General features: G+C 63.2%; 23 protein-coding genes and 1 pseudogene. 14 read left to right on the plus strand and 10 right to left on the minus strand.

Going from position 1 to position 21,242, the window contains the following annotated elements; all coding sequences use genetic code 11:
- Positions 1-196 precede the first annotated feature (196 nt).
- The 6 genes from PSEST_RS13490 (at position 197) to glpD (ending at position 8,873) form a co-directional block, all read left to right on the plus strand.
- Complete coding sequence (locus PSEST_RS13490) at positions 197-2,557, plus strand: helicase-related protein (protein ID WP_015277529.1); 2,361 nt, start codon at positions 197-199, stop codon at positions 2,555-2,557.
- Positions 2,558-2,632: 75 nt separating this feature from the next.
- The gene (locus PSEST_RS13495; protein ID WP_015277530.1) at positions 2,633-3,397 is read left to right on the plus strand and encodes a YoaK family protein; all 765 of its coding nucleotides are present in this window, start codon (positions 2,633-2,635) and stop codon (positions 3,395-3,397) included.
- 248 nt (positions 3,398-3,645) lie between these two features.
- Complete coding sequence (locus tag PSEST_RS13500; protein ID WP_015277531.1) at positions 3,646-4,527, plus strand: MIP/aquaporin family protein; 882 nt, start codon at positions 3,646-3,648, stop codon at positions 4,525-4,527.
- Positions 4,528-4,539: 12 nt separating this feature from the next.
- Positions 4,540-6,048 carry a glycerol kinase GlpK gene (glpK, locus tag PSEST_RS13505; RefSeq protein ID WP_015277532.1) on the plus strand — a complete coding sequence of 503 codons (1,509 nt, stop codon included), beginning with the start codon at positions 4,540-4,542 and terminating at the stop codon, positions 6,046-6,048.
- Between the two features lie 132 nt (positions 6,049-6,180).
- Complete coding sequence (locus tag PSEST_RS13510) at positions 6,181-6,939, plus strand: DeoR family transcriptional regulator (protein ID WP_015277533.1); 759 nt, start codon at positions 6,181-6,183, stop codon at positions 6,937-6,939.
- Positions 6,940-7,337: 398 nt separating this feature from the next.
- Complete coding sequence (glpD, locus tag PSEST_RS13515) at positions 7,338-8,873, plus strand: glycerol-3-phosphate dehydrogenase (RefSeq protein WP_015277534.1); 1,536 nt, start codon at positions 7,338-7,340, stop codon at positions 8,871-8,873.
- Between the two features lie 9 nt (positions 8,874-8,882).
- On the opposite strand, the gene PSEST_RS13520 is transcribed toward glpD, so the two are convergent.
- Both PSEST_RS13520 and PSEST_RS13525 read right to left on the minus strand, forming a co-directional pair.
- On the minus strand, positions 8,883-9,170 hold the full coding sequence (locus PSEST_RS13520; RefSeq protein ID WP_015277535.1) for a cell division protein ZapA: 288 nt from the start codon (positions 9,168-9,170) through the stop codon (positions 8,883-8,885).
- Positions 9,167-9,394 carry a hypothetical protein gene (locus tag PSEST_RS13525; protein WP_015277536.1) on the minus strand — a complete coding sequence of 76 codons (228 nt, stop codon included), beginning with the start codon at positions 9,392-9,394 and terminating at the stop codon, positions 9,167-9,169. Before PSEST_RS13525 ends, PSEST_RS13520 begins: the two co-directional genes overlap by 4 nt.
- Before the next feature lie 152 nt (positions 9,395-9,546).
- Between PSEST_RS13525 and PSEST_RS13530 the strand changes: the two are divergent.
- Positions 9,547-9,834, plus strand: a pseudogene (locus PSEST_RS13530) (peptidylprolyl isomerase); the annotation flags it as partial.
- A 98-nt stretch (positions 9,835-9,932) separates the two neighbouring features.
- Here PSEST_RS13530 and PSEST_RS13535 read toward each other — a convergent pair.
- The gene (locus PSEST_RS13535) at positions 9,933-11,528 is read right to left on the minus strand and encodes a methyl-accepting chemotaxis protein (RefSeq protein ID WP_015277538.1); all 1,596 of its coding nucleotides are present in this window, start codon (positions 11,526-11,528) and stop codon (positions 9,933-9,935) included.
- A 297-nt stretch (positions 11,529-11,825) separates the two neighbouring features.
- Between PSEST_RS13535 and PSEST_RS13540 the strand changes: the two genes are divergently transcribed.
- Together PSEST_RS13540 and PSEST_RS13545 are read left to right on the plus strand one after the other, a co-directional pair.
- Positions 11,826-12,194 (plus strand): STAS/SEC14 domain-containing protein, encoded by a 369-nt coding sequence (locus PSEST_RS13540; protein ID WP_015277539.1) that lies wholly within the window; start codon positions 11,826-11,828, stop codon positions 12,192-12,194.
- A gap of 92 nt (positions 12,195-12,286) precedes the next feature.
- Positions 12,287-12,748 (plus strand): DUF3597 domain-containing protein, encoded by a 462-nt coding sequence (locus PSEST_RS13545; protein WP_015277540.1) that lies wholly within the window; start codon positions 12,287-12,289, stop codon positions 12,746-12,748.
- Positions 12,749-12,801: 53 nt separating this feature from the next.
- Here the strand turns inward: PSEST_RS13545 and PSEST_RS13550 are convergent, their stop codons facing one another.
- From PSEST_RS13550 to PSEST_RS22485, 4 genes are all read right to left on the minus strand, one after another.
- The gene (locus tag PSEST_RS13550; protein ID WP_015277541.1) at positions 12,802-13,215 is read right to left on the minus strand and encodes an HPF/RaiA family ribosome-associated protein; all 414 of its coding nucleotides are present in this window, start codon (positions 13,213-13,215) and stop codon (positions 12,802-12,804) included.
- Positions 13,216-13,517: 302 nt separating this feature from the next.
- A complete protein-coding gene (locus PSEST_RS13555) occupies positions 13,518-13,778 on the minus strand; it encodes a hypothetical protein (protein WP_015277542.1) in 261 nt (86 codons plus the stop codon).
- A 180-nt stretch (positions 13,779-13,958) separates the two neighbouring features.
- Positions 13,959-14,762, minus strand: a complete 804-nt coding sequence (locus tag PSEST_RS13560) for an inositol monophosphatase family protein (RefSeq protein ID WP_015277543.1) — start codon at positions 14,760-14,762, stop codon at positions 13,959-13,961.
- 91 nt (positions 14,763-14,853) lie between these two features.
- Positions 14,854-14,988 carry a hypothetical protein gene (locus tag PSEST_RS22485; protein ID WP_015277544.1) on the minus strand — a complete coding sequence of 45 codons (135 nt, stop codon included), beginning with the start codon at positions 14,986-14,988 and terminating at the stop codon, positions 14,854-14,856.
- 172 nt (positions 14,989-15,160) lie between these two features.
- Between PSEST_RS22485 and PSEST_RS13565 the strand changes: the two genes are divergently transcribed.
- Entirely contained in the window at positions 15,161-15,556 is a 396-nt protein-coding gene (locus PSEST_RS13565) for a DUF3597 domain-containing protein (protein ID WP_015277545.1), read from the plus strand.
- Between the two features lie 52 nt (positions 15,557-15,608).
- Here the strand turns inward: PSEST_RS13565 and PSEST_RS13570 are convergent, their stop codons facing one another.
- Positions 15,609-15,845: a DUF2789 domain-containing protein gene (locus tag PSEST_RS13570; protein WP_015277546.1), complete on the minus strand. Its 237-nt coding sequence runs from the start codon at positions 15,843-15,845 to the stop codon at positions 15,609-15,611.
- A 121-nt stretch (positions 15,846-15,966) separates the two neighbouring features.
- Here PSEST_RS13570 and PSEST_RS13575 point away from each other — a divergent pair, with 121 nt between their 5' ends.
- Complete coding sequence (locus tag PSEST_RS13575; protein WP_015277547.1) at positions 15,967-16,899, plus strand: 2-hydroxyacid dehydrogenase; 933 nt, start codon at positions 15,967-15,969, stop codon at positions 16,897-16,899.
- Positions 16,900-16,933: 34 nt separating this feature from the next.
- On the opposite strand, the gene PSEST_RS13580 is transcribed toward PSEST_RS13575, so the two are convergent.
- Together PSEST_RS13580 and dgt are read right to left on the minus strand one after the other, a co-directional pair.
- On the minus strand, positions 16,934-18,142 hold the full coding sequence (locus tag PSEST_RS13580) for an ammonium transporter (RefSeq protein ID WP_015277548.1): 1,209 nt from the start codon (positions 18,140-18,142) through the stop codon (positions 16,934-16,936).
- A gap of 277 nt (positions 18,143-18,419) precedes the next feature.
- On the minus strand, positions 18,420-19,916 hold the full coding sequence (dgt, locus tag PSEST_RS13585; protein ID WP_015277549.1) for a dGTPase: 1,497 nt from the start codon (positions 19,914-19,916) through the stop codon (positions 18,420-18,422).
- A gap of 108 nt (positions 19,917-20,024) precedes the next feature.
- Between dgt and PSEST_RS13590 the strand changes: the two genes are divergently transcribed.
- From PSEST_RS13590 to PSEST_RS22145, 3 genes are all read left to right on the plus strand, one after another.
- Positions 20,025-20,222 carry a hypothetical protein gene (locus PSEST_RS13590; protein ID WP_015277550.1) on the plus strand — a complete coding sequence of 66 codons (198 nt, stop codon included), beginning with the start codon at positions 20,025-20,027 and terminating at the stop codon, positions 20,220-20,222.
- A 101-nt stretch (positions 20,223-20,323) separates the two neighbouring features.
- A complete protein-coding gene (locus tag PSEST_RS13595; protein WP_080602197.1) occupies positions 20,324-20,932 on the plus strand; it encodes an MOSC domain-containing protein in 609 nt (202 codons plus the stop codon).
- A 154-nt stretch (positions 20,933-21,086) separates the two neighbouring features.
- Positions 21,087-21,224, plus strand: coding sequence for a hypothetical protein (locus PSEST_RS22145; protein ID WP_015277552.1), 138 nt, complete (start codon positions 21,087-21,089; stop codon positions 21,222-21,224).
- Positions 21,225-21,242: the final 18 nt, after the last annotated feature.

Here is a 21,242-nt window from a genome sequence, read left to right on the forward strand (position 1 = left end):
GGCGCGCACTATAGGGCATGGCCCAATAATGGCCAACAGCCATCCTGACAGACGGTTCGCTTTCTTGATTGCCGTCACGCAAGAAGAGAAAACACGACACCTCCCCCTATAATCGCCGACCGGTCATGCGCCCCGCCGAGCAAAAAAGCGCATCGCGAGTCGTAGAAAAGAAGACTGATCAGCAAAGGTGTCGATCATGGCCAAGGCCGGCGGTAAGCAGTTCAAATCCATCAGGCTCGAGCGTCTGGCACGTTTCATCGACTGGGCGACGGCGCGCTATCCGGATTTCAATGCGAAGAAGCATCACCAGGAAAAGTGGTTCACGCCTTACATTGGCTATCCCATCGCCGGGCTGGGTCGCGCGGCCAAGGCGTTCTGGTTGGGGCTGCATGCGCAGGCGGTCGACGATCTGCTGGCAGAACCGGTCGCGGATCAGCTGCTCGATCGGGTTGTCAGCCGTGACCTCGGCGAGATTCTCTGCAGCGTCGATCTGTTCGGCAGCGAGAAGACCTTCAGCCTGGGCTCCCCGCCCCATCTGCTGGAACCTGAGTGGGCGCTGCGGCTGGACGATAGCCCGCGGCGCGGCGATTTCGTCGGTAACCTGAAACAGGCCGTGCAGCGCTACGTGCGCAATCGGCTGCAGGTGCTCGAACGGCCCTTTGCCGAGATGGATGAAGACGAGCGTCAGCGCTGTCTGGCGCGCATTCGACCGGAGCTGTCGCGACTCGACGAGTTCCTGCCGCATGCCGTCACCACGCTCAACGAGATCCGCCACGAGCTGCGCTACGTGGTGCCGTTGCGACGCGACAGTCTCGTGCTCGAACTGCAGCGTCGCATCCCCGCCGGCCAGGACCACCTGCTCAGCGCGGCGGAGGTCGAAACCTGGAAACGAAAGGATCGCGAAGAACTCCAGGCCACATTCGAGCGCATGTTCGAACTCGCCGACGGCTTCGACCTGCAGCTGCTCGGGCACAAGCGCCTCACCGAACTCTTCGCGCTCGAACCCGGACGCATGCGCAAGGCGATCCGTGCCGCCCGCCGCGAGCATGAGGAGAAAATGGCGTTTGCCGTGTTGCTGGAGAACAACCCGCGCTTCGTCCACTACCACAAGCTCTACCCGGCCCGGCGCCTGACGCGCCGCTGGACCGCCCTGCTCGGCCCGACCAACAGCGGCAAGACCCACCGTTCCATCGAGGCGATGGCGGCGGCCGAGCATGGCATCTACCTGTCGCCGCTGAGGCTGATGGCGCTGGAGAATCAGGAGCGCATCGAATCGATGGGTGTGCCCTGCTCGCTGGTAACCGGCGAGGAAGAAATCATCCGCGAAGGCGCCACGCACTTCTGCTGCACCGTGGAGGAGTTCGCCCGTTTCCGCCATCAGCACTGGGACGTAGTGGTGGTCGATGAAGTGCAGATGATGGCCGACCCGCAACGCGGCTGGGCCTGGGTCGATGCCTTGGTCAGCGCGCACACGCCGCAACTGATGATGACCGGCCCGGCGCTGATCGAGCCGTCTTTGCGCACACTCTGCGACCTCTGCGAGGACAAGCTGGTGGTGCAGCGCACCAAGCGCCTGTCGCCGGTCGAAGTCGCCCGCCATGCCACGACGTTGGAGCGTCTGGAACCAGGCTCGCTGCTGGTGGCTTTCAGTCGCAAGCTGGTGCTGGAGCTCAAGGGCATGCTCGAGAGTGCCGGCAAGAGCGTCTCGGTGGTCTACGGTGCGCTATCGCCAGAGGTGCGGCGCGAGCAGGCGCGGCGTTTTCGCGAAGGCGAGGCGGACATCATGGTCGCCACCGATGCAGTCGGCATGGGCCTTAATCTGCCGGCGCACACGCTGTGCTTCTACACCGACGAGAAATTCGACGGCATCCAGAACCGTCAGCTAAACGTGCAGGAGGTCAAGCAGATCGGCGGGCGGGCCGGACGTTTCGGCCACCACGACAATGGCGAGATCACCGCGCTCGATCCGCAGACACTCAAGTCCATCCGCCGCCTGTTCAACAGCCCGGATGCGCCGGTGGACCTGAGCCAGTTCCAGGTGCGCCCGTCCATCGATCACCTCTCGGCAATTTCCGAACTGATGGGCGAACCGAGCCTGCTGCGCGCCTGGCTGACGTTCAACCGCAATATCAACTATGGCGAAGCCTTCATCTCGATACTGCCGGACGAGCTGGCCGAGTGGATCGAGCTGATCGACGACCCGAAGGTTCCGCTCTGGCTGCGCTGGACCTTTGCCTGCACGCCGATCCGCGGCGGCTTCGACAGCCCGGCAAGCCAGCACGCCCAGCGCTGGATCAAGCGGGTCGCCGAAGGCCATGCCATTGCGATGCCCAAGCTGCTGCTCGGCAGCGATCTGGCCAGCCTGGAAAGTACTCTGCATGTGGTGGAAACCTACCTGCATCTGGCCCGCAGCCTGCCCGAGCATTTCACCGAGCACGACGACGGCGAAGATGCGCGCAAGCTGCTCAACGACGCCATTACCCGTGAGCTTTCGCGTCAGCGCGCGCCGCGCGCCGCTCGACGCGGCGGCGGCCGCAAGGCCGGACGGCGACGCTGAGAATTTCCGCCAACCGCGATCCAGGCGAGCCAACAGCTCTATAATCGCCGCTTTGCTGCCGAGCGCGAGCCTGCCATGCCGATCAAGTACGCCCGTCGCCTGACCGATCGTCGACGGTCCGCTCACAGCAATCGTCAGCTCGGCCTGTGTCTCGCCTTTGTCGCGGGCGCCGCCAATGCCGGCGGGTTCATTGCGGTCCAGCAGTACACCTCGCACATGACCGGTATCGTTTCGGCAATGGCCGACAACCTCGCCCTCGGCGCCACCGACCTGGCGCTGGCGGGCTTTGGCGCCCTGCTCTCGTTCGTTCTTGGCGCAATGTGCTCGACGCTGATGATCAACTTCTCGCGGCGCCGCCGCCTGCACAGCCAGTACGCGCTACCGCTGGCGCTGGAAGCCGCGTTGTTGCTGCTGTTCGGCATCCTCGGCGCACGGCTGATGGCAGTCCCAGGCTTCTTCGTGCCGCTGACCGTGGTACTGCTGTGCTTCATCATGGGCCTGCAGAACGCGATCATCACCAAACTCTCCAACGCCGAGGTGCGCACCACCCATATCACCGGGATGGTGACCGACATCGGTATCGAACTGGGCCGGCTGATCTATTTCAACCGCAATCGTCATGACGACATGCCACCAGTCCGGGCCAACCGGCAGCGCCTGCGCATCAACCTGCTGATGGTGACCAGTTTTTTCATTGGCGGACTTAGTGGCGCAGTCGGCTTCAAGCACTTCGGGTTTCTCGCCACGGCGCCGCTAGCCGGATTGCTGTTGGCATTGGCTCTGGTGCCGATGGCTGACGATCTGTTGCTTGGCTGGCGGCTCTGGCGTCGCCGGCGCTGAGGCGTCAAAGGCGTCAAAGGCAACAAACGTCGCACCTCGGCTTGCTGGGCTGTGCCGGGCGTGGCACGCCCCGCGCAAGCGAGCGAGGTGACAGCGCATGACCACATTGGTTCCCCGCCACCCAGCTAAAATGTTCGAATTTTTACTTTGACAGCGCCTTTTTTTGCCTCTAAGTTTTCGTTTCCGAACAATTCCGAACCAATGCAGTGCTCGGAATAAAACAAAAACAAACGAACGAGGCTCCGCGCATGAGTACGCCCATCGTCCCGACGCTAAAGGGACAATGCATTGCCGAATTTCTCGGCACTGCCCTTCTCATCTTCTTCGGTACCGGCTGTGTTGCAGCCCTCAAGCTCGGCGGCGCCGAACTGGGGCTGTGGGAAATCAGCATCATCTGGGGCATTGGCGTTTCGATGGCGGTGTACCTTGCCGCTGGCGTCTCCGGTGCTCATCTGAACCCGGCCGTCACCATCGCGTTGTGGCTGTTCGGCACCTTCGAACGGCACCGCGTCCCGGCTTATATCCTGGCCCAGGTGGCCGGCGCCTTCTGCTCCGCGGCATTGGTCTACGGGCTGTACAGCAGTCTGTTTTTCGATTTCGAACAGGCGCAGCAGATGGTTCGCGGCAGTGTCGAGAGCCTTGAGCTGGCCTCGATCTTCTCCACCTACCCGCACGCCTCGTTGTCATTCGGCCAGGCGTTTCTGGTGGAAATGGTCATCACCGCCATTCTGCTGGCGATGATCATGGCCATTACCGACGATGGCAACGGCTTGCCGAGCGGCCCGCTGGCACCCCTGCTGATAGGTTTGCTGATCGCCGTCATCGGCGGCGCAATGGGGCCACTGACCGGCTTCGCGATGAATCCCGCGCGCGATTTCGGGCCTAAACTGATGACCTTCTTCGCAGGCTGGGGCGACGTCGCCTTCACTGGTGGGAAAGATATTCCGTATTTCCTGGTGCCGATTTTTGCCCCGATTCTCGGCGCCTGCCTGGGCGCTGCAGGTTACAAGGCACTGATCTGCCGGCACCTGCCGGGCGTTGGATCGGCCGCCTGCGATGCACCCAAACCAAAGGAAAAGGCCTCTGCCGAAGTGGGCTCCGCCCAGCCCGATATCAGCAAAGTTCGCTAAGGAAACGTCGCCATGAGTGATCAGAACAAGCAATTCATCGTCGCCCTCGACCAGGGCACCACCAGCTCCCGTGCCATCGTGCTGGATCGCAACGCCAATGTGGTAACCATCGCCCAGCGCGAGTTCGCGCAGATCTACCCACAGCCGAGCTGGGTCGAACATGACCCGATGGAAATCTGGGCCACCCAGAGCGGTGTGTTCGTCGAAGCCCTGGCCCAGGCCGGTATCACCAACGAGCAGGTGGCGGCGATCGGCATCACCAACCAGCGTGAAACGGCCATCGTCTGGGACAAGATCACCGGCCGACCGATCTACAACGCCATCGTCTGGCAGAGCCGCCAGAGCACGCCGATCTGTGATCAGCTCAAGCGCGACGGCATGGAAGAGCACATCCGCAAGACCACCGGCCTGGTGATCGACCCCTACTTCTCCGGCACCAAGATCAAGTGGATTCTCGACCACGTCGAGGGCAGCCGTGAGCGCGCCCGCCGCGGCGAACTGCTGTTCGGCACCGTCGACTGCTGGCTGATCTGGAAGATGACCCAGGGCAAGGCCCATGTCACCGACTACACCAACGCGTCGCGCACGCTGCTGTTCGATATCCACAAGCTGGACTGGGACCCGGTGATGCTCGAAGCGCTGGATATTCCGCGCGAGATGCTGCCGGAAGTGCGTTCCTCCTCGGAGATCTACGGGCACGCCTACATCGGCTCCGGCCAGAGCACCGGCATTCCCATCGCCGGCATCGCCGGCGACCAGCAGGCCGCACTGTTCGGCCAGATGTGCGTCGAGCTTGGCCAGGCCAAGAATACCTACGGCACTGGCTGCTTCCTGCTGATGAACACCGGCACCAAGGCGGTGCAATCCGAACACGGCCTGCTCACCACCATCGCCTGCGGACCGCGTGGCGAGGTGAATTACGCACTGGAAGGCGCCATCTTCAATGGCGGTTCCACCGTGCAATGGCTGCGTGACGAGCTGAAGGTGCTCAACGAGTCGCTGGATTCGGAGTACTTCGCCACCAAGGTGCCAGACAGCAACGGCATCTACCTGGTGCCGGCCTTCACCGGACTCGGTGCGCCCTACTGGGATCCCCGCGCCCGCGGCGCACTGTTCGGCCTGACCCGCGGGGTGAAGGTCGATCACCTGATCCGTGCAGCATTGGAATCCATCGCCTACCAGACCCGCGACGTACTCGACGCCATGCAGCAGGACGCCGGCGAGCGCTTGCGCGCCCTGCGCGTGGACGGCGGCGCGGTGGCCAACAACTTCCTCATGCAGTTCCAGGCCGACCTGCTCGGCACCCAGGTCGAGCGGCCGCAGATGAAGGAAACCACCGCGCTCGGTGCGGCCTATCTGGCAGGCCTGGCGACTGGCTTCTGGAGCGATCTCGACGAGCTGCGCAGCAAGAGCAGCATCGAGCGCGTGTTCGAACCGGCGTGCGGAAGTGAACAGCGCGAAGCGCTCTATCGCGGCTGGCAGAAGGCCGTCGACCGCACGCGCAACTGGGCCGAGGACTGATAGGCAGCTGACCGCGCCTGCGCTCCGATCATTCGGATGCAGGCGCGGAATGCGCGAATTCGAACAGCCAGCGCTTTAATCGAACGTCGGACTACGGCATGCTTCCCGCACAACCGCGAACAAGGAAGCACCATGAGCCTGGCGCCCCGACAGCAGAACATTCTGGAACTCGTGCGCGAGCGCGGCTACGTGAGCATCGACGAGCTGGCACGGCATTTCGCCGTCACGCCGCAGACCATCCGCCGTGACATCAACCAACTGGGCGACGCTGGCCTGCTCCGGCGTTACCACGGCGGCGCGGCTTACGACTCCAGCGTACAGAACACCGCCTACAGCCAGCGCGCCCACCAGATGCGCGACGAGAAGCAGCGCATCGCCGCCGCCATGGCCGCACGGATCCCCGACCAGGCTTCGCTGTTCATCAATATCGGCACCACCACCGAGGCGATCGCCCGCGCCCTGCTCAACCATCGCGATCTGAAGATCATCACCAACGATCTGCACGTGGCGAGCATTCTCAGCACCAAGGAAGACTTCGACGTGCTGATCGCCGGCGGCAACGTGCGCAGCGACGGCGGCGTGGTGGGTCAGGCCACCGCCGACTTCATCAGCCAGTTCAAGGTCGATTTCGCCCTGATCGGCATCAGCGGCATCGACGAGGACGGCACCCTGCTGGACTTCGACTATCAGGAAGTCCGCGTCTCCCAGGCGATCATCCATAACGCGCGCAAGGTCTTCCTCGCCGCTGACTCCAGCAAATTCGGCCGCAGCGCCATGACCCGCCTGGGCTCGCTGGAACAGATCGACTGCCTGTTCACCGACTCGGCACCGTCGGAGGTGTTCGCCGAGCTGCTGGCCCGCCACAAGGTGCAGCTGGAAATCGCCGAGTAGGCGGACCGCCTCCCTCGTGGTCAGCTTTCCACCCGGCGGCGCTGAACCTGTAGCAGCGGTCTCGGCCGCGAATCGCAGCCAGCCAACAAACGGCCAACACGCAGCATCTACTGACTGAGCGCTTCCATGGTCCGCGGAGGAGCGCTGCCTTACGACTCTCCGCGCCGCGGCGTAGCCAGGGCTCGAGGACGTCGCCCCAGGATGGGCAACCACTACAAGATGCATGCGGATGCCGATATAAGCAGGCGCCCCGGTGCGCTCAACAGCGGATATCCCCATCTGTAGTTTTCGAATATTTTCCTTTTAATCGATTTCGAACATTTTTGCTTTCATACGGATTCTTTTACGAATAGCATGTTCAAAACCGAACATGATCTTTCGTTTTCGAGGAGAAGCCCGTGCCCCATTCCGCTCAGCCCGTCTCAGAGCTTTATGACGTCGCCGTAATTGGCGGCGGTATCAATGGTGTCGGCATTGCTGCCGATGCCGCCGGCCGCGGGCTATCGGTGTTCCTTTGCGAACGCGACGACCTGGCCAGTCATACGTCATCGGCCAGCAGCAAGCTCATTCATGGCGGGCTGCGCTATCTGGAACACTACGAATTCCGCCTCGTTCGCGAAGCGCTGGCCGAGCGAGAGATGCTGCTGGCCAAGGCGCCGCATATCGTCAAACCGATGCGCTTCGTCCTGCCCCACCGCCCGCACCTGCGCCCGGCGTGGATGATCCGCGCTGGCCTGTTTCTCTACGACAACCTGGGCATGCGCAAGAAACTGCCGGCATCGCGGGGGTTGCGCTTCGGCAGCGAGAGCCCGCTCAAACCGGTAATAACCCGCGGCTTCGAATACTCCGATTGCTGGGTCGACGACGCACGCCTGGTGGTGCTCAACGCCATGGCGGCGCGGGAAAAAGGTGCGCATATCCACACCCGCACCCAGTGCCTGAGCGCCAAACGCGCCGGTGGCATCTGGCATGTCGAGCTGCAGCGCGAGGATGGCAGTCGTTTCTCGCTGCGCGCCAAGGCACTGGTCAATGCAGCCGGGCCTTGGGTCGCGCAGTTCATCGGCGAGAATCTGCAGCAGCGCTCGCCGTACGGCATCCGCCTGATCCAGGGCAGCCATATCATCGTGCCGAAGCTGTATGAAGGTGAGCAGGCCTACATCATGCAGAACGAGGATCGGCGCATCGTCTTCGCCATCCCCTACCTCGACCGCTACACCATGATTGGCACCACCGATCGTGAGTATCGCGGCGACCCAGCCAAAGTGAGCATCAGCGAGGAAGAGATCGCCTACGTACTGGGCGTGGCCAATACGCACTTCCGCAAGCAGCTCGAACCCAGGGACATCGTGCATACCTTCGCCGGCGTCCGGCCGCTGTGCGACGACGAGTCGGATAACCCCTCCGCCGTCACCCGCGACTACACCCTGTCGCTGGCCGCGGAAGAGAAGCAGGCACCGCTGCTTTCGGTATTCGGCGGCAAGCTGACCACCTACCGCAAGCTCGCCGAGTCGGCGATGGCGCAGCTCAAGCCGTTCTTCCCGGCTATGGGTGGAAGCTGGACGGCGCAGGCGGCTCTGCCTGGCGGCGAAGACATGAGCACGGCCGATGCACTCACCGAAGAGCTGGTGGCCAAGGTGCAAGGGCTGAAACTGCCGCTGGCCAAGCGCTGGGCAACGCTCTACGGCAATCGGGTATGGCGCATGCTGGGCGAGGCGCACTCGCTCGATGCCCTGGGCGAGGATCTCGGCCAGCAGCTATACGCGCAGGAAGTCGAGTACCTCCGCCGCGAGGAATGGGCAACCCAGGTAGATGACATCCTCTGGCGACGCACCAAGCTCGGCCTGGCCTTCAGCGAGCCGGAAAAAGCTCGGCTGGCACGCTACCTGGCGGAGCGGCCCATCGCCGAAACCGCGCGTAACAGCGACGCCGCCTGAGCCAGCCGCTCAGCCCTGCGCCTCGAGCTGCTGGTTGATACGGGCGACGCTGGCGGCGATGCGTTGCTCGACATCCTGCATCTGCTCGTGTTGCTGCAGCAGCGGAACGCAAAGGTTCAGAGCGGTCAGTACCAGCAACTTGTCACCCGTGGCGTTGGGGAACTGCCGCTGACTGTCCGCCAGACGCTGCTGCAGCAAGGCTGCAGCCTCCCGCAACAGCGCGTCCTGGCTCGGCGGGGCTCTGAAAGAGTACTCGCGACCGAACACCTTGAGCACCTGAACGCCATCGGCGCTCATGCGGCGTTGCTGCCGGCTGCTCGCTCCAACAGAGCCTGCAACCTGGCCAGCGTAGCGCCCTGCCGGTCTTCCTGCTCCAGCGCAGCCAGTTGCAGGTTGTCGTTCTCCTCACGCGCTTGCTCCAGCTGCTGCTCAAGCAGGGCGCAGTGCTGACTGAGGTTCTGGTTGCGCTGCAGCAGATCGTTGATGACGGTTTCGAGTTGCGCGAGGGTGGTATCAAGCATGGAGCATTTCCAGGTTCGGTGAAAAAGCGCGCGAGAGTAACCGAAAGCACTGCGGCCGGGGGCCTTCATTGCGCCGTCAGCAGTGACATCGCCGACCCGGTCGCCAAGAGAATCGGTTTGCGGTAGCCTCGGCGGCCTATCTCAAGAGGAGCTTTCCCATGGCACGTGCAACCGCCCGCCACATCCTGGTTTCCACCGAAGCCAAGTGCAATGAACTCAAGGCCGCCATCGAAGGCGGTGCCGACTTCGCCGAAGTCGCCAAGGAGAATTCCAGCTGCCCATCCAGTCGCCAGGGCGGCGATCTGGGCTCGTTCGGCCCCGGTCAGATGGTCAAGGAGTTCGATACTGTAGTCTTCAGCGCCCCGATCAATGTCGTGCAGGGCCCGGTGAAGACGCAGTTCGGCTATCACCTGCTGGAAGTGACCAGCCGCCAGGACTGATCGCCTCGTCCCTGCACCCAGGTGCAGGGACGCCTCCCGCATCGCGCCGAAGAGGCGCCCCTCCTCCAGCAGCACCTCCCGGCTACGCCTGCTGCCAGTCACGACTCCAGACGGAAGCGCCCAGTCAGTGACTTGAGGCCTTTCATGCTCTGCATGATGGTGTTGCCCGATGCCGCCGTATCCTGCGTGACGCCTGCTGCCTGATCGGCAACCTGGGCGATGCGTGTCAGCGACTGGTTCATGTCCTCGGCAACCTGCGACTGCTCCTCGGCGGCCGTGGCGATCTGGTTGGTCATCCCGCGAATGGTCTGCACCGCACCGACGATCTGCCCCAACGCATGCTGGGCTGCCTCGATCTGGGTGAGCGTGGTCGCACTGCTCTGGCGCGACGCATCCATGGCGTGACCGGCACGAGTCGCCTGGCTCTGCAGGCGCTCGACCAGTACGCCAACCTCCTTGGCCGAGCTTTGCGTGCGACTGGCCAGGCTGCGCACTTCGTCAGCAACCACTGCGAAACCGCGGCCCTGTTCACCGGCACGGGCAGCCTCGATAGCGGCGTTGAGCGCCAGCAGGTTGGTCTGCTCGGCGATACCGCTGATCACGTTGAGCACCTTGCCGATCTCGTGGCTGTCCTGAACGAGCTGCTGCATCACGTCGGACAGCCCGTCGACATGGCCGCTGAGGGTGCGGATGGCGCCGACCGATTCATTCATCACGGTACTGCCGGCATTGGTTTCCTGCTCGGCGACGTCGGCAGCATTGGCCGCCTCGACGGTGCTACGTGCGACCTCATGCGAGGTCGCCAGCATTTCGTTCATCGCGGTCGCGACCTGATCGATCTCGGCCTGCTGCCCTTCAACGTTGCGCGCGCTGTCACCAGCCAGACCAGCCATGCGCACGCACTGTGCATCCGCATCGTCAGCGGCCTGCCGCACGCCCTTGATCATCTCGCCCACCTGGCCCAGCAGGCGGTTGTAGGCCAGGGTGATCATGCCCATCTCGTCATCGGCATGGCGCACCTGCAGCGGCGCGGAGAAATCACCCTGGCTGACCTTTTCCAGACGACCGCGCAGTTCGTCGATCTGCAGCATCAGCCAGTTCATGCCGGCGATCCGCCCGAGAATGACCAGCAGCAGGATGCACAGGGTCGAACCCAGCGCGACCCAGAGCTGCTGCGACGCGCTGCGATTGGCCTCGGCGGAAATCAGCGACACGACCTCGTTGGCCGCGGCGAGAATATCGTTGGAGTCGGTAGCGATGGCCTTCACATCGGCGCTCTGGCCTGCCGCCAACGCCTGCACGGCGGGCCGGTAGCGTTGCCAGATCTGGTCGACACGCTGCAGATGCGGTTTTGCGCTGGCCAGCTCCACGGGCGCGATGCCCTGGGCACGATCACCATTGAGCAGCAGCCGATGCGACTGCTCGAAGCGCTGGATGGTTTTGTCCACATCAGCGGGGCTGCCAATGCCCTGCGCGGCCAGCAGGGCCTCCTTCATCATCTTCTGGCTGAGCATGCGCTGCGCACCGGCCATATCGATCTGGCTGGCGTCCTTGCTGGACATGAACAACACACCGGCGGTCAATGCCGCACAGAAGAAGATCAGGCTGTAGGAGAAGAAGAACTGATGGTTGATGGTACGCAGACCCAGTCCGCGTAAAAGGGCCTGGATGACGTTCGCCAAGGTGCTGGTCATGGAGTATTCCAACTACGGAAAAGGATGCGTCGTCAGCGTCTAAATGACGCTGCACTCATCCGGTTCTCGGCCGCCAACGGGGCAACTTGATACCACTGGTCAGGCGTCTTGAGGCCAGACGCTGCGCGGCTTCCGCCCACTCACCGACACTCAGTGAATGACTGGTCACGTACTGACCCAGATCAACGAAACGGCTTGCCGTGCGGCTGATCTTTTTGGCCCGATCATGCCGCAGCGACTATGGTCAGGTAACGCGAGATGACTCGCAGCGTTATGGGTTCGACCGAGGGCCAAGTCATGTTTCAGGTATCACGCAGAGGCGAAAACCGCATCGATATCGACTTCTCCGGCAAGCTGGACAGCCAGGCCATGCGCGCCGCACTGGACGACCTGCTGTTCAAGTCCGAAGGCATCAGCAATGGCCGGATGCTCTACCGCATCGGCGATTTCGACCTGCCCACGCTCGGCGCCGTCGGGGTCGAACTGTCCCGCCTGCCGCAACTGTTCCGCTTCATCCGCCGCTTCGATCGCTGCGCGGTGATCGCCGGCAAGGAATGGCTGCGCAAGGCTAGCGAGGTCGAGGGCGCATTGATTCCCGGGCTTGCGATCAAAGCCTTCGATCTGCACCAGGAAGCCGAAGCGCTCGCCTGGCTGGAACATGGATAGCCCCGGGAAAACGCAACGACCCGACCTATGGAAGCGAATGCCCCGCCCTGCCTCGCTGTCGAATACGAACATCAACAGCACGGAGAACGGACATGGGACTTTTCGATACGATCAAGGCAAAGCTCGGCCTGGGCGATGTTTCCAACGAGGCGCAGACCAAGGCCCATGTGCCGCCGGCAGATGCCACGCACTCAAGCGCCGAAGGCATTACCCTGAGTGACAGACCGACCACCACCGACAACGCGACCATCGCACCGCACAAGGACCTGAATCAGACGTCGGGCACCATCAGCGGTGTCGATGTGGTGGCGCAGCTGGAAGCCAAGGCAGCGCAGCATCCCGAAGCGCTCAACTGGCGCACCTCGATCGTGGATCTGCTGAAATTGCTCGGGCTGGATAGCAGCCTGGAATCACGCCGGGAACTGGCAACCGAACTCGGCTGCCCGCCGGAGCAGATGGCCGACTCGGCGCAGATGAACATGTGGCTGCATCGGGCGGTCATGAAGAAGCTGGCTGAGAACGGCGGCAGCATTCCGCCGGAACTGCTGCACTAACTGCTGCGTTAGATGTGCGAAGGGCCTTCCGAGGAAGGCCCTTGCCTGGTGACTTACGAGTTGCGGACCTGCTCGTCCGCCAGGAAATCTTCCTCCAGCAGCGCATCGCGTTCGGCGACCGCACCGTCGATCATCTGCGGCTGGCTGCCGGCGCGCTTGCTGCGCAATTTGCCAAACTGGTGTGCCAGGGCATTGTTCAGCTTGTCGACCGCGCCATCGATCGCCAACTCCAGCGACTCGGCTTTGTGCGTAACGGAAATCGGCTGCAGTCCCTTCGGACGCGCTTCGATCTGGCAGCGCTTGTCGTGGGCGCCGGCCTTGTCACCGTTTTCATCGTTGAGGTGGACGACGACGCGAGTCAGCTCGTCGTCGAACCGGTCCAGCTTGCTTGCGACACTGGCACTGACCCAATCCGCCAGACGGGCACTGCCTTCGATGTGGTTATCGCTGTGAACCTGGATTTGCATAAGTCGTCCTTACTTCCGCTTATGAGCACCACCGTTGCCAGTGGCTTGGTAATAGCTATGCCACCGTTTCGCTGAATAAGCAACGGGCAAGATGTCGCCAAAGCTTTTCTCGCCTGACGCAAATTTCGCTTTGCTATCCGAAACTTAGCGCGATCGCCGCCATTGCTCGCGAGAAGCTGGACAGATGCCGGCAGCCAGCGGGGGTGCAACTATTTGTGTGCGACCGCCACCGGGCGAGACGCCAGGACGATTGCCCGGCGTCGGACGGCAGACGTCCGACACCGGAGCGGATGATCGAAGCGCTACGCGGCGTGCTGGAACAGCTGTCGGCCATGATCGAGGTGCTGGTCAACCAGCCACTTGCCATGGGCGATGGACAGTCGCTGAGCCTTGTCCAGCTCATCCATGAAAGCGTGCTCGAGCGGCAGCGGCATCCGGCGGGTGACGTTGCCCGTCGGGTCGGTGATCCGGCAGCCACCCGCCCAAGGAGTCGGGGTGCCGGGATATTCCATCACCTCCGCGGTGATGAGGTGGTCGCGGTAGGCGCATTGCATCATGGTCATGATCGTTACCTCGCTCTGTGCGGGCAGCCATCAGGACACGCAGGTGGTTCGGGCCTGATGGGCCGCCGATATCCCCCTGTAAACGGGCCGATTCGCCGGCCCAAATGCGTCAGGACGGTATAGCACAGGCTGTACGGCCTGTGCCGACTAGAACAGATGGGGTCGACGAACGCGATCGACTCAGGCGTCCAGCGAGGGACCGATGAGTTCGCTCAGCTGCCGATATACACCTGGCGCCGCCACCAGATAGGGGTTGCCCCTGAGCAAGCCATCATCCCGGAAGAAGTCGTTGCGCAAGGCGCCTGCCTCGGCCACCAGCACCAGCCCGGCCAGGCAATCCCAGCTTTTGAGTTCGGTTTCGTAGTAGCCGATCAAGCGCCCTGCAGCGACATAGGCTGTCATAAGTGCGCCAGAGCCGTTGCGGATGAACATGCCGCCTTCGGCCAGGAGCTTTTCCAGAAACGGAATGAAGTGCTCCTTGCCGCGCGGGTGGAAGGTACCGGCGCCAGTCAGCCCCTCGCGCACATGAGTCGCGGCGCTGGCCTTGAGCCGGGTCTGGTTGACGTACGCGCCACGGCCCACGCAACCGTGAAACAGCTCGTCATGGTTGGGATCGGCAATCGCGCCGATATGCGGCTCGCCGTCGATCAGAAGGCCGATGGAGACGCACCAGTTGTGCAGACCGTTGACGAAACAGGCAGTACCGTCGATGGGGTCGATGACCCAGACGCAGCGTGCCTTGAGATCGGCCGAACCGCTCTCCTCGCCGAGGAAACCGTCCTGCGGGAATTGCTCGGCCAGCCGTGCGCGAATGAAATCCTCGATGCTTTTGTCAGCGATGCTGACCACATCCTGCTGGTCGCTGCCCTTGTGCTCCACGTCCAGCGTCTCGCGCTGGCGGTAGTAGTCCATGCCGAGCTGCGCAGCCTCCAGCGCAAGGCTCTTGGCACAGGCGTAGCGGGCATCGATATCGAGATTGCTCATGGCGCGGGTCTCAGGCAAAAAAAGCGGCATTCTAGACAGGCGTGAGGTTCAGCACGAGGGCAGCGAGCGCACCCGCCACCCGCAGTACGCTTCAGCCACCGGCGCTCGGCTGGGTCGGATGGTTTTCCAGCGTGGCACGGCCGCGCTCGCCGACACTGCGCAGGCTCTGGTTGGCGCTGACGGGGTGTCCCTGACGTGTCGCGAGGGCTCGGCGTTCTTCGGGCATGACAGCTCCGCTTCGGTGCCTTGGAACATCTTAGGTTCCGCAACGGCGAGCGCGTTCGCTCTGGTGCCGCCGTGTCTGACGAGCGTTGTCCCGATGCCACAGACGCGACGAATCAGGCAGCCGATGGTCCTATCTGCGAGCCTCGGCTCACCCACGCAGACAGGAGATTCCCATGGGCTTGTTCAACTCGATACTGGAAAAGATCGGCCTCGGCCAGGCGCACGCCGCGCCGGATTCCACCGCACCTACCACGCCTCCCGAGGCGTCCACAGGCGGCGCCGGAGCGCTCGCCACACCCGCCGTGGATCAGGTGGACGTCGCCGCCAAGCTCGACGGCATGGCGCACAATCATCCCGAAAAACTCAACTGGCGAACCTCCATCGTCGATCTGCTGAAATTGCTCGGCCTGGACAGCAGCCTGACGGCGCGCAAGGAGCTGGCGAGCGAGCTGGGTTGCCCGGCGGACAAGATGGCGGACTCGGCACAGATGAACATGTGGTTGCACAAGACAGTGCTGAACAAGCTGGCCGACAACGGTGGCAACGTCCCGGCCGATCTGCTGGATTGAACTGCCTGAAGGGGCCTCAGGCTGCGGCGCCTGCCGCAGCCTGGGCGGGCGATCAGTGCTGGTGCATGCGCACGTTCAGCTCGTCGACGATGGGCGCCCACTCGGCATCCTCGACCCACTCGTCGCGCAGCAGCGCACGCTGCGACTCGTTCCAGACCGGAGCGTCGGCCAGGCGGACGTCTTCCGGCAAGCGCCCATGCTTGCCGATGAACGCATCGATACTGGCAGGATCGGACGCCAGACCGAGCTGCTCGAACAGGGTGCCAAGATCTTTGTTAGGTAGTTCCATGGTGCTCTCCTAGGGGCTCGTGAAACGGCCGAAAGGCGCATCGCGCGCGTTCCGCTACTTGCCTATTCAGAGGTCCGCCGGCTCAGTACAGTTCCGCCTAGGCCTACGAGGAATGCACCGCATGGACATACTGCTTAGCGGCAGCTTCGACGATGACGAGCGTGACGCCTGGCTCGCCGAACTGCAGGCCGCCCTGCCCGACGCCCGTTGGCACGTGACCGCGACGCCGGAGAACGCCGGCCTGATCACGGCAGCAGTGGTCGCCAATCCCCCGCCGGGCTCGCTGCAAGGGCTACCCAACCTGCGCCTGATCCAGTCGCTGTGGGCAGGCGTGGACCGCCTGCTGAACGACCCGAGCCTGCCCGACGTGCCGGTGGCACGCATGGTCGATCCGGCCATGAGTGCGGCCATGGCTGAAACCGCGCTGTGGGCGACGCTCTCGCTGCACCGGCATTTCTACGCTTTCGCCCGGCAACAGCACGCGCGCGAATGGCAGCCGCTGCCACAACGGCGTGCCGATGAGATTCAGGTGACGCTGCTGGGCACGGGTCAGATGGGCCGAGCCTGCGCCATGCGCCTGCTCGCCTTGGGCTATCGGGTGACTGGCTGGAACCTGCGCGGCGGTACGCTGGAGGGTCTGCCGCTCGAACACGGGATGGACGCGCTCTGGCCGCTACTGGCCCGTAGCGACATCGTCCTCAACCTGCTGCCATTGACCGCACAGACCAGCGACCTGCTGGATCGGCGCTTCTTCAATGCCCTGCGCCCCGGCGCCGGGCTGGTCAATCTGGCACGTGGCGGGCATGTGGTAGAGACGGATCTGCTGCAGGCACTGGCCAGCGCCCAGGTCAGCCATGCAGTGCTCGACGTATTCCGCAACGAGCCGCTGCCACCAGAGCATCCATTCTGGAGCCATCCGCAAGTAACGGTGCTGCCGCACGTGGCCGCCGCAACGGATATGCGCAGCGCCGCTCGGATCGTCGTGCAGAACTTGAGAGCGCTGCGTGACGGCCAGCCGTTGCGTGACCTGGTGGAACGCAGCCGCGGCTATTGAAGCGCGGCTGCGAGATCAGGCGCGGCCGAGCCCCTCAATCCTGGCTCAGTGCGCCGATCCGGTGGATGGAAAGGTCCGCGCCGTTGAACTCTTCCTCCTGGCTCAGGCGAATGCCTGTGGTCAGCTTGAGCAGGCCATAAACGCCGAAGCCGCCGAGCAGCGCCACCAGCATGCCCAGGCCGCTACCGATCACCTGACTGATCAGGCTCACACCACCCAGCCCGCCCAGTGCCGCCTGGCCGAAGATGCCGCAGGCCACTCCGCCCCAGATCCCGCATAGACCGTGCAACGGCCATACACCCAGCACATCGTCGATCTTCCAGCGGTTCTGCGTAGCGGTGAATGCCCAGACGAACAGCGCTCCCGCGATCGCACCGGTGGCCAGCGCACCGACGGGATGCATCAGGTCGGAACCGGCACAGACCGCCACCAGCCCGGCCAGCGGCCCGTTGTGCAGGAAGCCTGGGTCATTGCGCCCGGCCAACCAGGCAGCAGCGGTGCCCCCAACCATTGCCATCAACGAGTTGACCGCCACCAGCCCGCTGATGCCTTCAATGGATTGCGCGCTCATCACGTTGAAGCCGAACCAGCCGACGATGAGAATCCAAGAACCGAGCGCCAGGAAGGGAATGTTCGACGGCGCGAAAGCCACCAACCGGCCATCCCGATAACGACCGTTGCGCCGCCCCAGCAGGATCACCGCACCAAAGGCCAGCCAGCCGCCCATGGCGTGCACCACCACGGAGCCGGCGAAGTCATGGAAGGATGCACCGAACTGGTACTCGAGCCAGGCCTGAAAACCGAAATTGCCGTTCCAGATCAGCCCTTCGAAGAACGGATAGACAAACGCGACGATCAGCAGCGTTGCACACAGCTGCGGGCCGAAGCGCGCGCGCTCGGCGATGCCGCCGGAGATGATCGCCGGAATGGCCGCGGCGAACGTCAGCAGGAAGAAGAACTTCACCAACGCGTAGCCATGATCCAGCACCAGCTGATCCGCTGGCTGCATGAAGGTCACGCCGTAGGCGACCCAGTAACCAATGAAGAAGTACGCCAGGGTGGACACGGCAAAATCGGTGATGATTTTCGACAGGGCATTGACCTGATTTTTCAGGCGTACCGTGCCGACTTCGAGAAAGGCGAAGCCGGCATGCATGGCCAGCACCATCACCGCGCCAATCAGGATGAACAGGGTATTGGAGCCGTGAACCAGGGTTTGCACGGCACTGTCGAGGTTTTCCATGGATGACTACAGCCTCAGCGGGTACGCACCAAAACGGTAACCACGACCAGACACACGCACCGAGATGCATCACTGCGCCATGGCTGATTACCATCACCTGCAGCCGGAGGTCGCCTTGAGCATGCCGCCCAAGCGTCGTTAATCCTTTTTAATCAATAGATTAGGGATTTTACCGGTTTCCCGCCGTGCGCCATTGCGGGGCCTGCACGACGACTGCTGCACCAAGCCATAGCAATGCCCGTACCAAGCGCGGCGACGGCCTCGGTGCAGCGCACGGTCAGAGTGCAGAAAGCGCGCGGTATTCGTCCTGGGCCAGCTGGTCGGTCATACCGCTGATGTAGTCCTGCAGCATGCGGTTGCGGTAGTAGAACTCCCACAAAGGCCGATCCATCGATTGCTCGCCATGGTCCTTGAGCGCTTCGTAGTAGGCCTTGACCAGCTGGTTGGGCAGGCGCCGAGCAAGCATCTGCAGGTGAGGTTCGCTGCGGCAGGTGCCGAGGGTGAGTGCATCGAACACCGTTGCCGGCACGCGGAGCAGCGGCGCATAGAACTCCAGCAAGCCCTGGAGAATGCGATAGCCCTGCAATTGCAGCGTTTCCACCTCGCGGTGGCAGAACACCTTGTCCATCGCGACATCCTTGAAGGTCTGCACGATGGCGTTGGCCAGGCTGTCGTCCTCCAGCAATGCACGGTCGAGGGTGCCGTGATAGACGGCTTCGATGTTGTCGACGAACTGCCGCGCGGCATGTTGCACCAACGGATGGATCAGACTCACCCGCAGCCAGATGAAAAACTCGCCAGCCTTGTTGATCGGCTCCTTGTGCGCCCGCTCAAGCGCATAGTTGACCATGCTGCGAAAGCTGCGCTCAGGCCCCGGCACCGGTGCATCCACCGAACCATGCAGGGCGAACTTGTCGAGCAACAGCTGCGCCAGCTGTTCGATGCTGAAAATACCCTTCTCCACCGAGTCCTCGATATCGGCCAGGCAATAGGCGATGTCATCGGCGGCTTCCATCACGTAGGCCAGCGGGTGGCGCGTGCACGGCTGCATGTCCAGCGTGGCCTGCAAGGTACGCACGAAGGGTTCCTCGGATAGGTAGAAACCGGGTTTCTTCAGCAGGTAAGCGCCAGGCGTGCCCTTTGCCGGTTTGGCCTGATAGGCGGGACGAACGTATTTGAGCAGGCCGGCGGTCTGCGTATAGGTCAGGTTGAGGCGCTGCAGCGAAACCACCAACCGCACGGCTTGGGCGTTGCCTTCGAAGTGCTTGAGATCGACCAGCATCCGTTTGCGCAATTCGGCATCGCCCTGCCCCGGCGTGACAGCGGCAGTGAACAGCGCATCGAGGTGACGCGCGAACCACTCGCCAATGGCGTACTCACCAAAATGGCCGAACGGTGGATTGCCGATGTCATGCATCAGGCAGGTCATCTCGACCAGGCTCTGCAGCGCTGGCTCAAGCCGGTCCAGGCCAAATTCGGCAGCCCTGTCGCCAAGCTGCTTGTAGAGCGTGCGAACGATGAAGCGGCCGGTCTGCTGCACTTCCAGCGAGTGCGTCAGACGGCTACGTACCGCGGCATTGCGTTCCAGCGGGAATACCTGGGTCTTCTGCTGCAGGCGACGCACCGCAGCAGAATTGATGATGCGCCCGCGGTCGCTCTCCAGTTGGTCCAATACGGCGTCGAGGTTGCCTTCGCTGGCCTGCTGGCCTGCCTCGGCCTTGCCATAGGGGCGCTGGCGGGAGATTTTGTGCTTGAAGTTCACGGACACCGGCATGCATCGTTCTCGCGGCGCTAAAAATAAGAGCCATCGAGCCTAACGCGAGCGTTGCGGGTTTACCATCGCCGCCCCTTTCATCGCCAAGCACGGCGACGGAGACGATTCGTGAGTCGAGCAGATTTCCATCAGAACAACGCCGCGCGCGCCCGCGCCGAAGCCCAACGGCTGTTGGACCAGCAAGCGGTCCTTGGCTCGCGCTGGTTGGCCTGGGTCGCCACCGAGCTGTATCAGCTCAGCCCGCCGGAATATACCGCGATGGTGCGCCGCGAACTGGAACGGCTCAACCAGGCGCAACAGCCTTGAATGAGCGCATTGTGACCACCCCGCTGCAACAGTGGGCGGTCAGCGGCCCGCTGCTGTGCGAGCGGTATTCGCCACTACCCGGCAGTAGCAAGGCCACCGCCATGGACAAGCACGCGAGCACCGGCCCGCTCTGGCTGGGAATGACCGGTTTACAGGGCGATCGGGTTGCCGACCTGCGCTTTCACGGCGGCCCCGATCGCACGCTCTGCCACTATCCAACGCAGCATTACGCTTACTGGGCGCAGCGCTTCCCGCAGTTGCGCGCACGGCTTGGCCTCGGCGCCTTCGGCGAGAACCTGGGCAGCGAACAGCTGGATGAGCATCAGCTATGCATCGGCGATCGGCTGCGCTGGGGCGGCGCACTGATAGAAGTCAGTCAGCCGCGCTCGCCCTGCATCAGGCTGGACAATCGCCACGGCGTGCGAGGCCTGGCGCGCGAGCTGTCGACGAGCGGTCGCACCGGCTGGCTCTACCGCACCGTCGAGGAAGGAACGTTGCACCTGGGCGACAGTTTGCAACTGCTAGAACGGCCGCACCCGGCCATCAGCGTGGCACATGTCTGGCGTTGCTTTCTCGACCCGACGCTGGCTGACGAAACACTGCTGCAACTGGCCGAGCTGCCACGCCTTGCCACGCACTATCGGGCAATATTCCGCCAGCGCTACGACGCTCGTCGCAGCCAGCGTGACCAGCGCAGCCTGTTCGACTGAGCCCAGGACAAAGCATTACGTGCATTGCGGCGCAGCAGTGCCATACTGCAGCGGTCACGGAAGACACCAGGCCGAAACAGGCTTCGCTCCAGCGGCGACAGTCAGGCCTTCGCGCATCAGGAACCTGTCCAGCCAGCAATCAGAGGTGAACACCATGAGCAAGGGAATGGACGCAAAAAAGAACGGCAAGAAAAAGCCGATGAAAACGGCGCAAGAAAAACGTATGGCCAAGCGCGACAAGAAGAGCGGCTCCAGCACCACACTGCTCGGCACCCACGCTGCCACCCATTGAGCCTGATCGCTGCAAACG

Source organism: Stutzerimonas stutzeri RCH2 (assembly GCF_000327065.1).
Lineage (GTDB): Bacteria > Pseudomonadota > Gammaproteobacteria > Pseudomonadales > Pseudomonadaceae > Stutzerimonas > Stutzerimonas stutzeri_AE.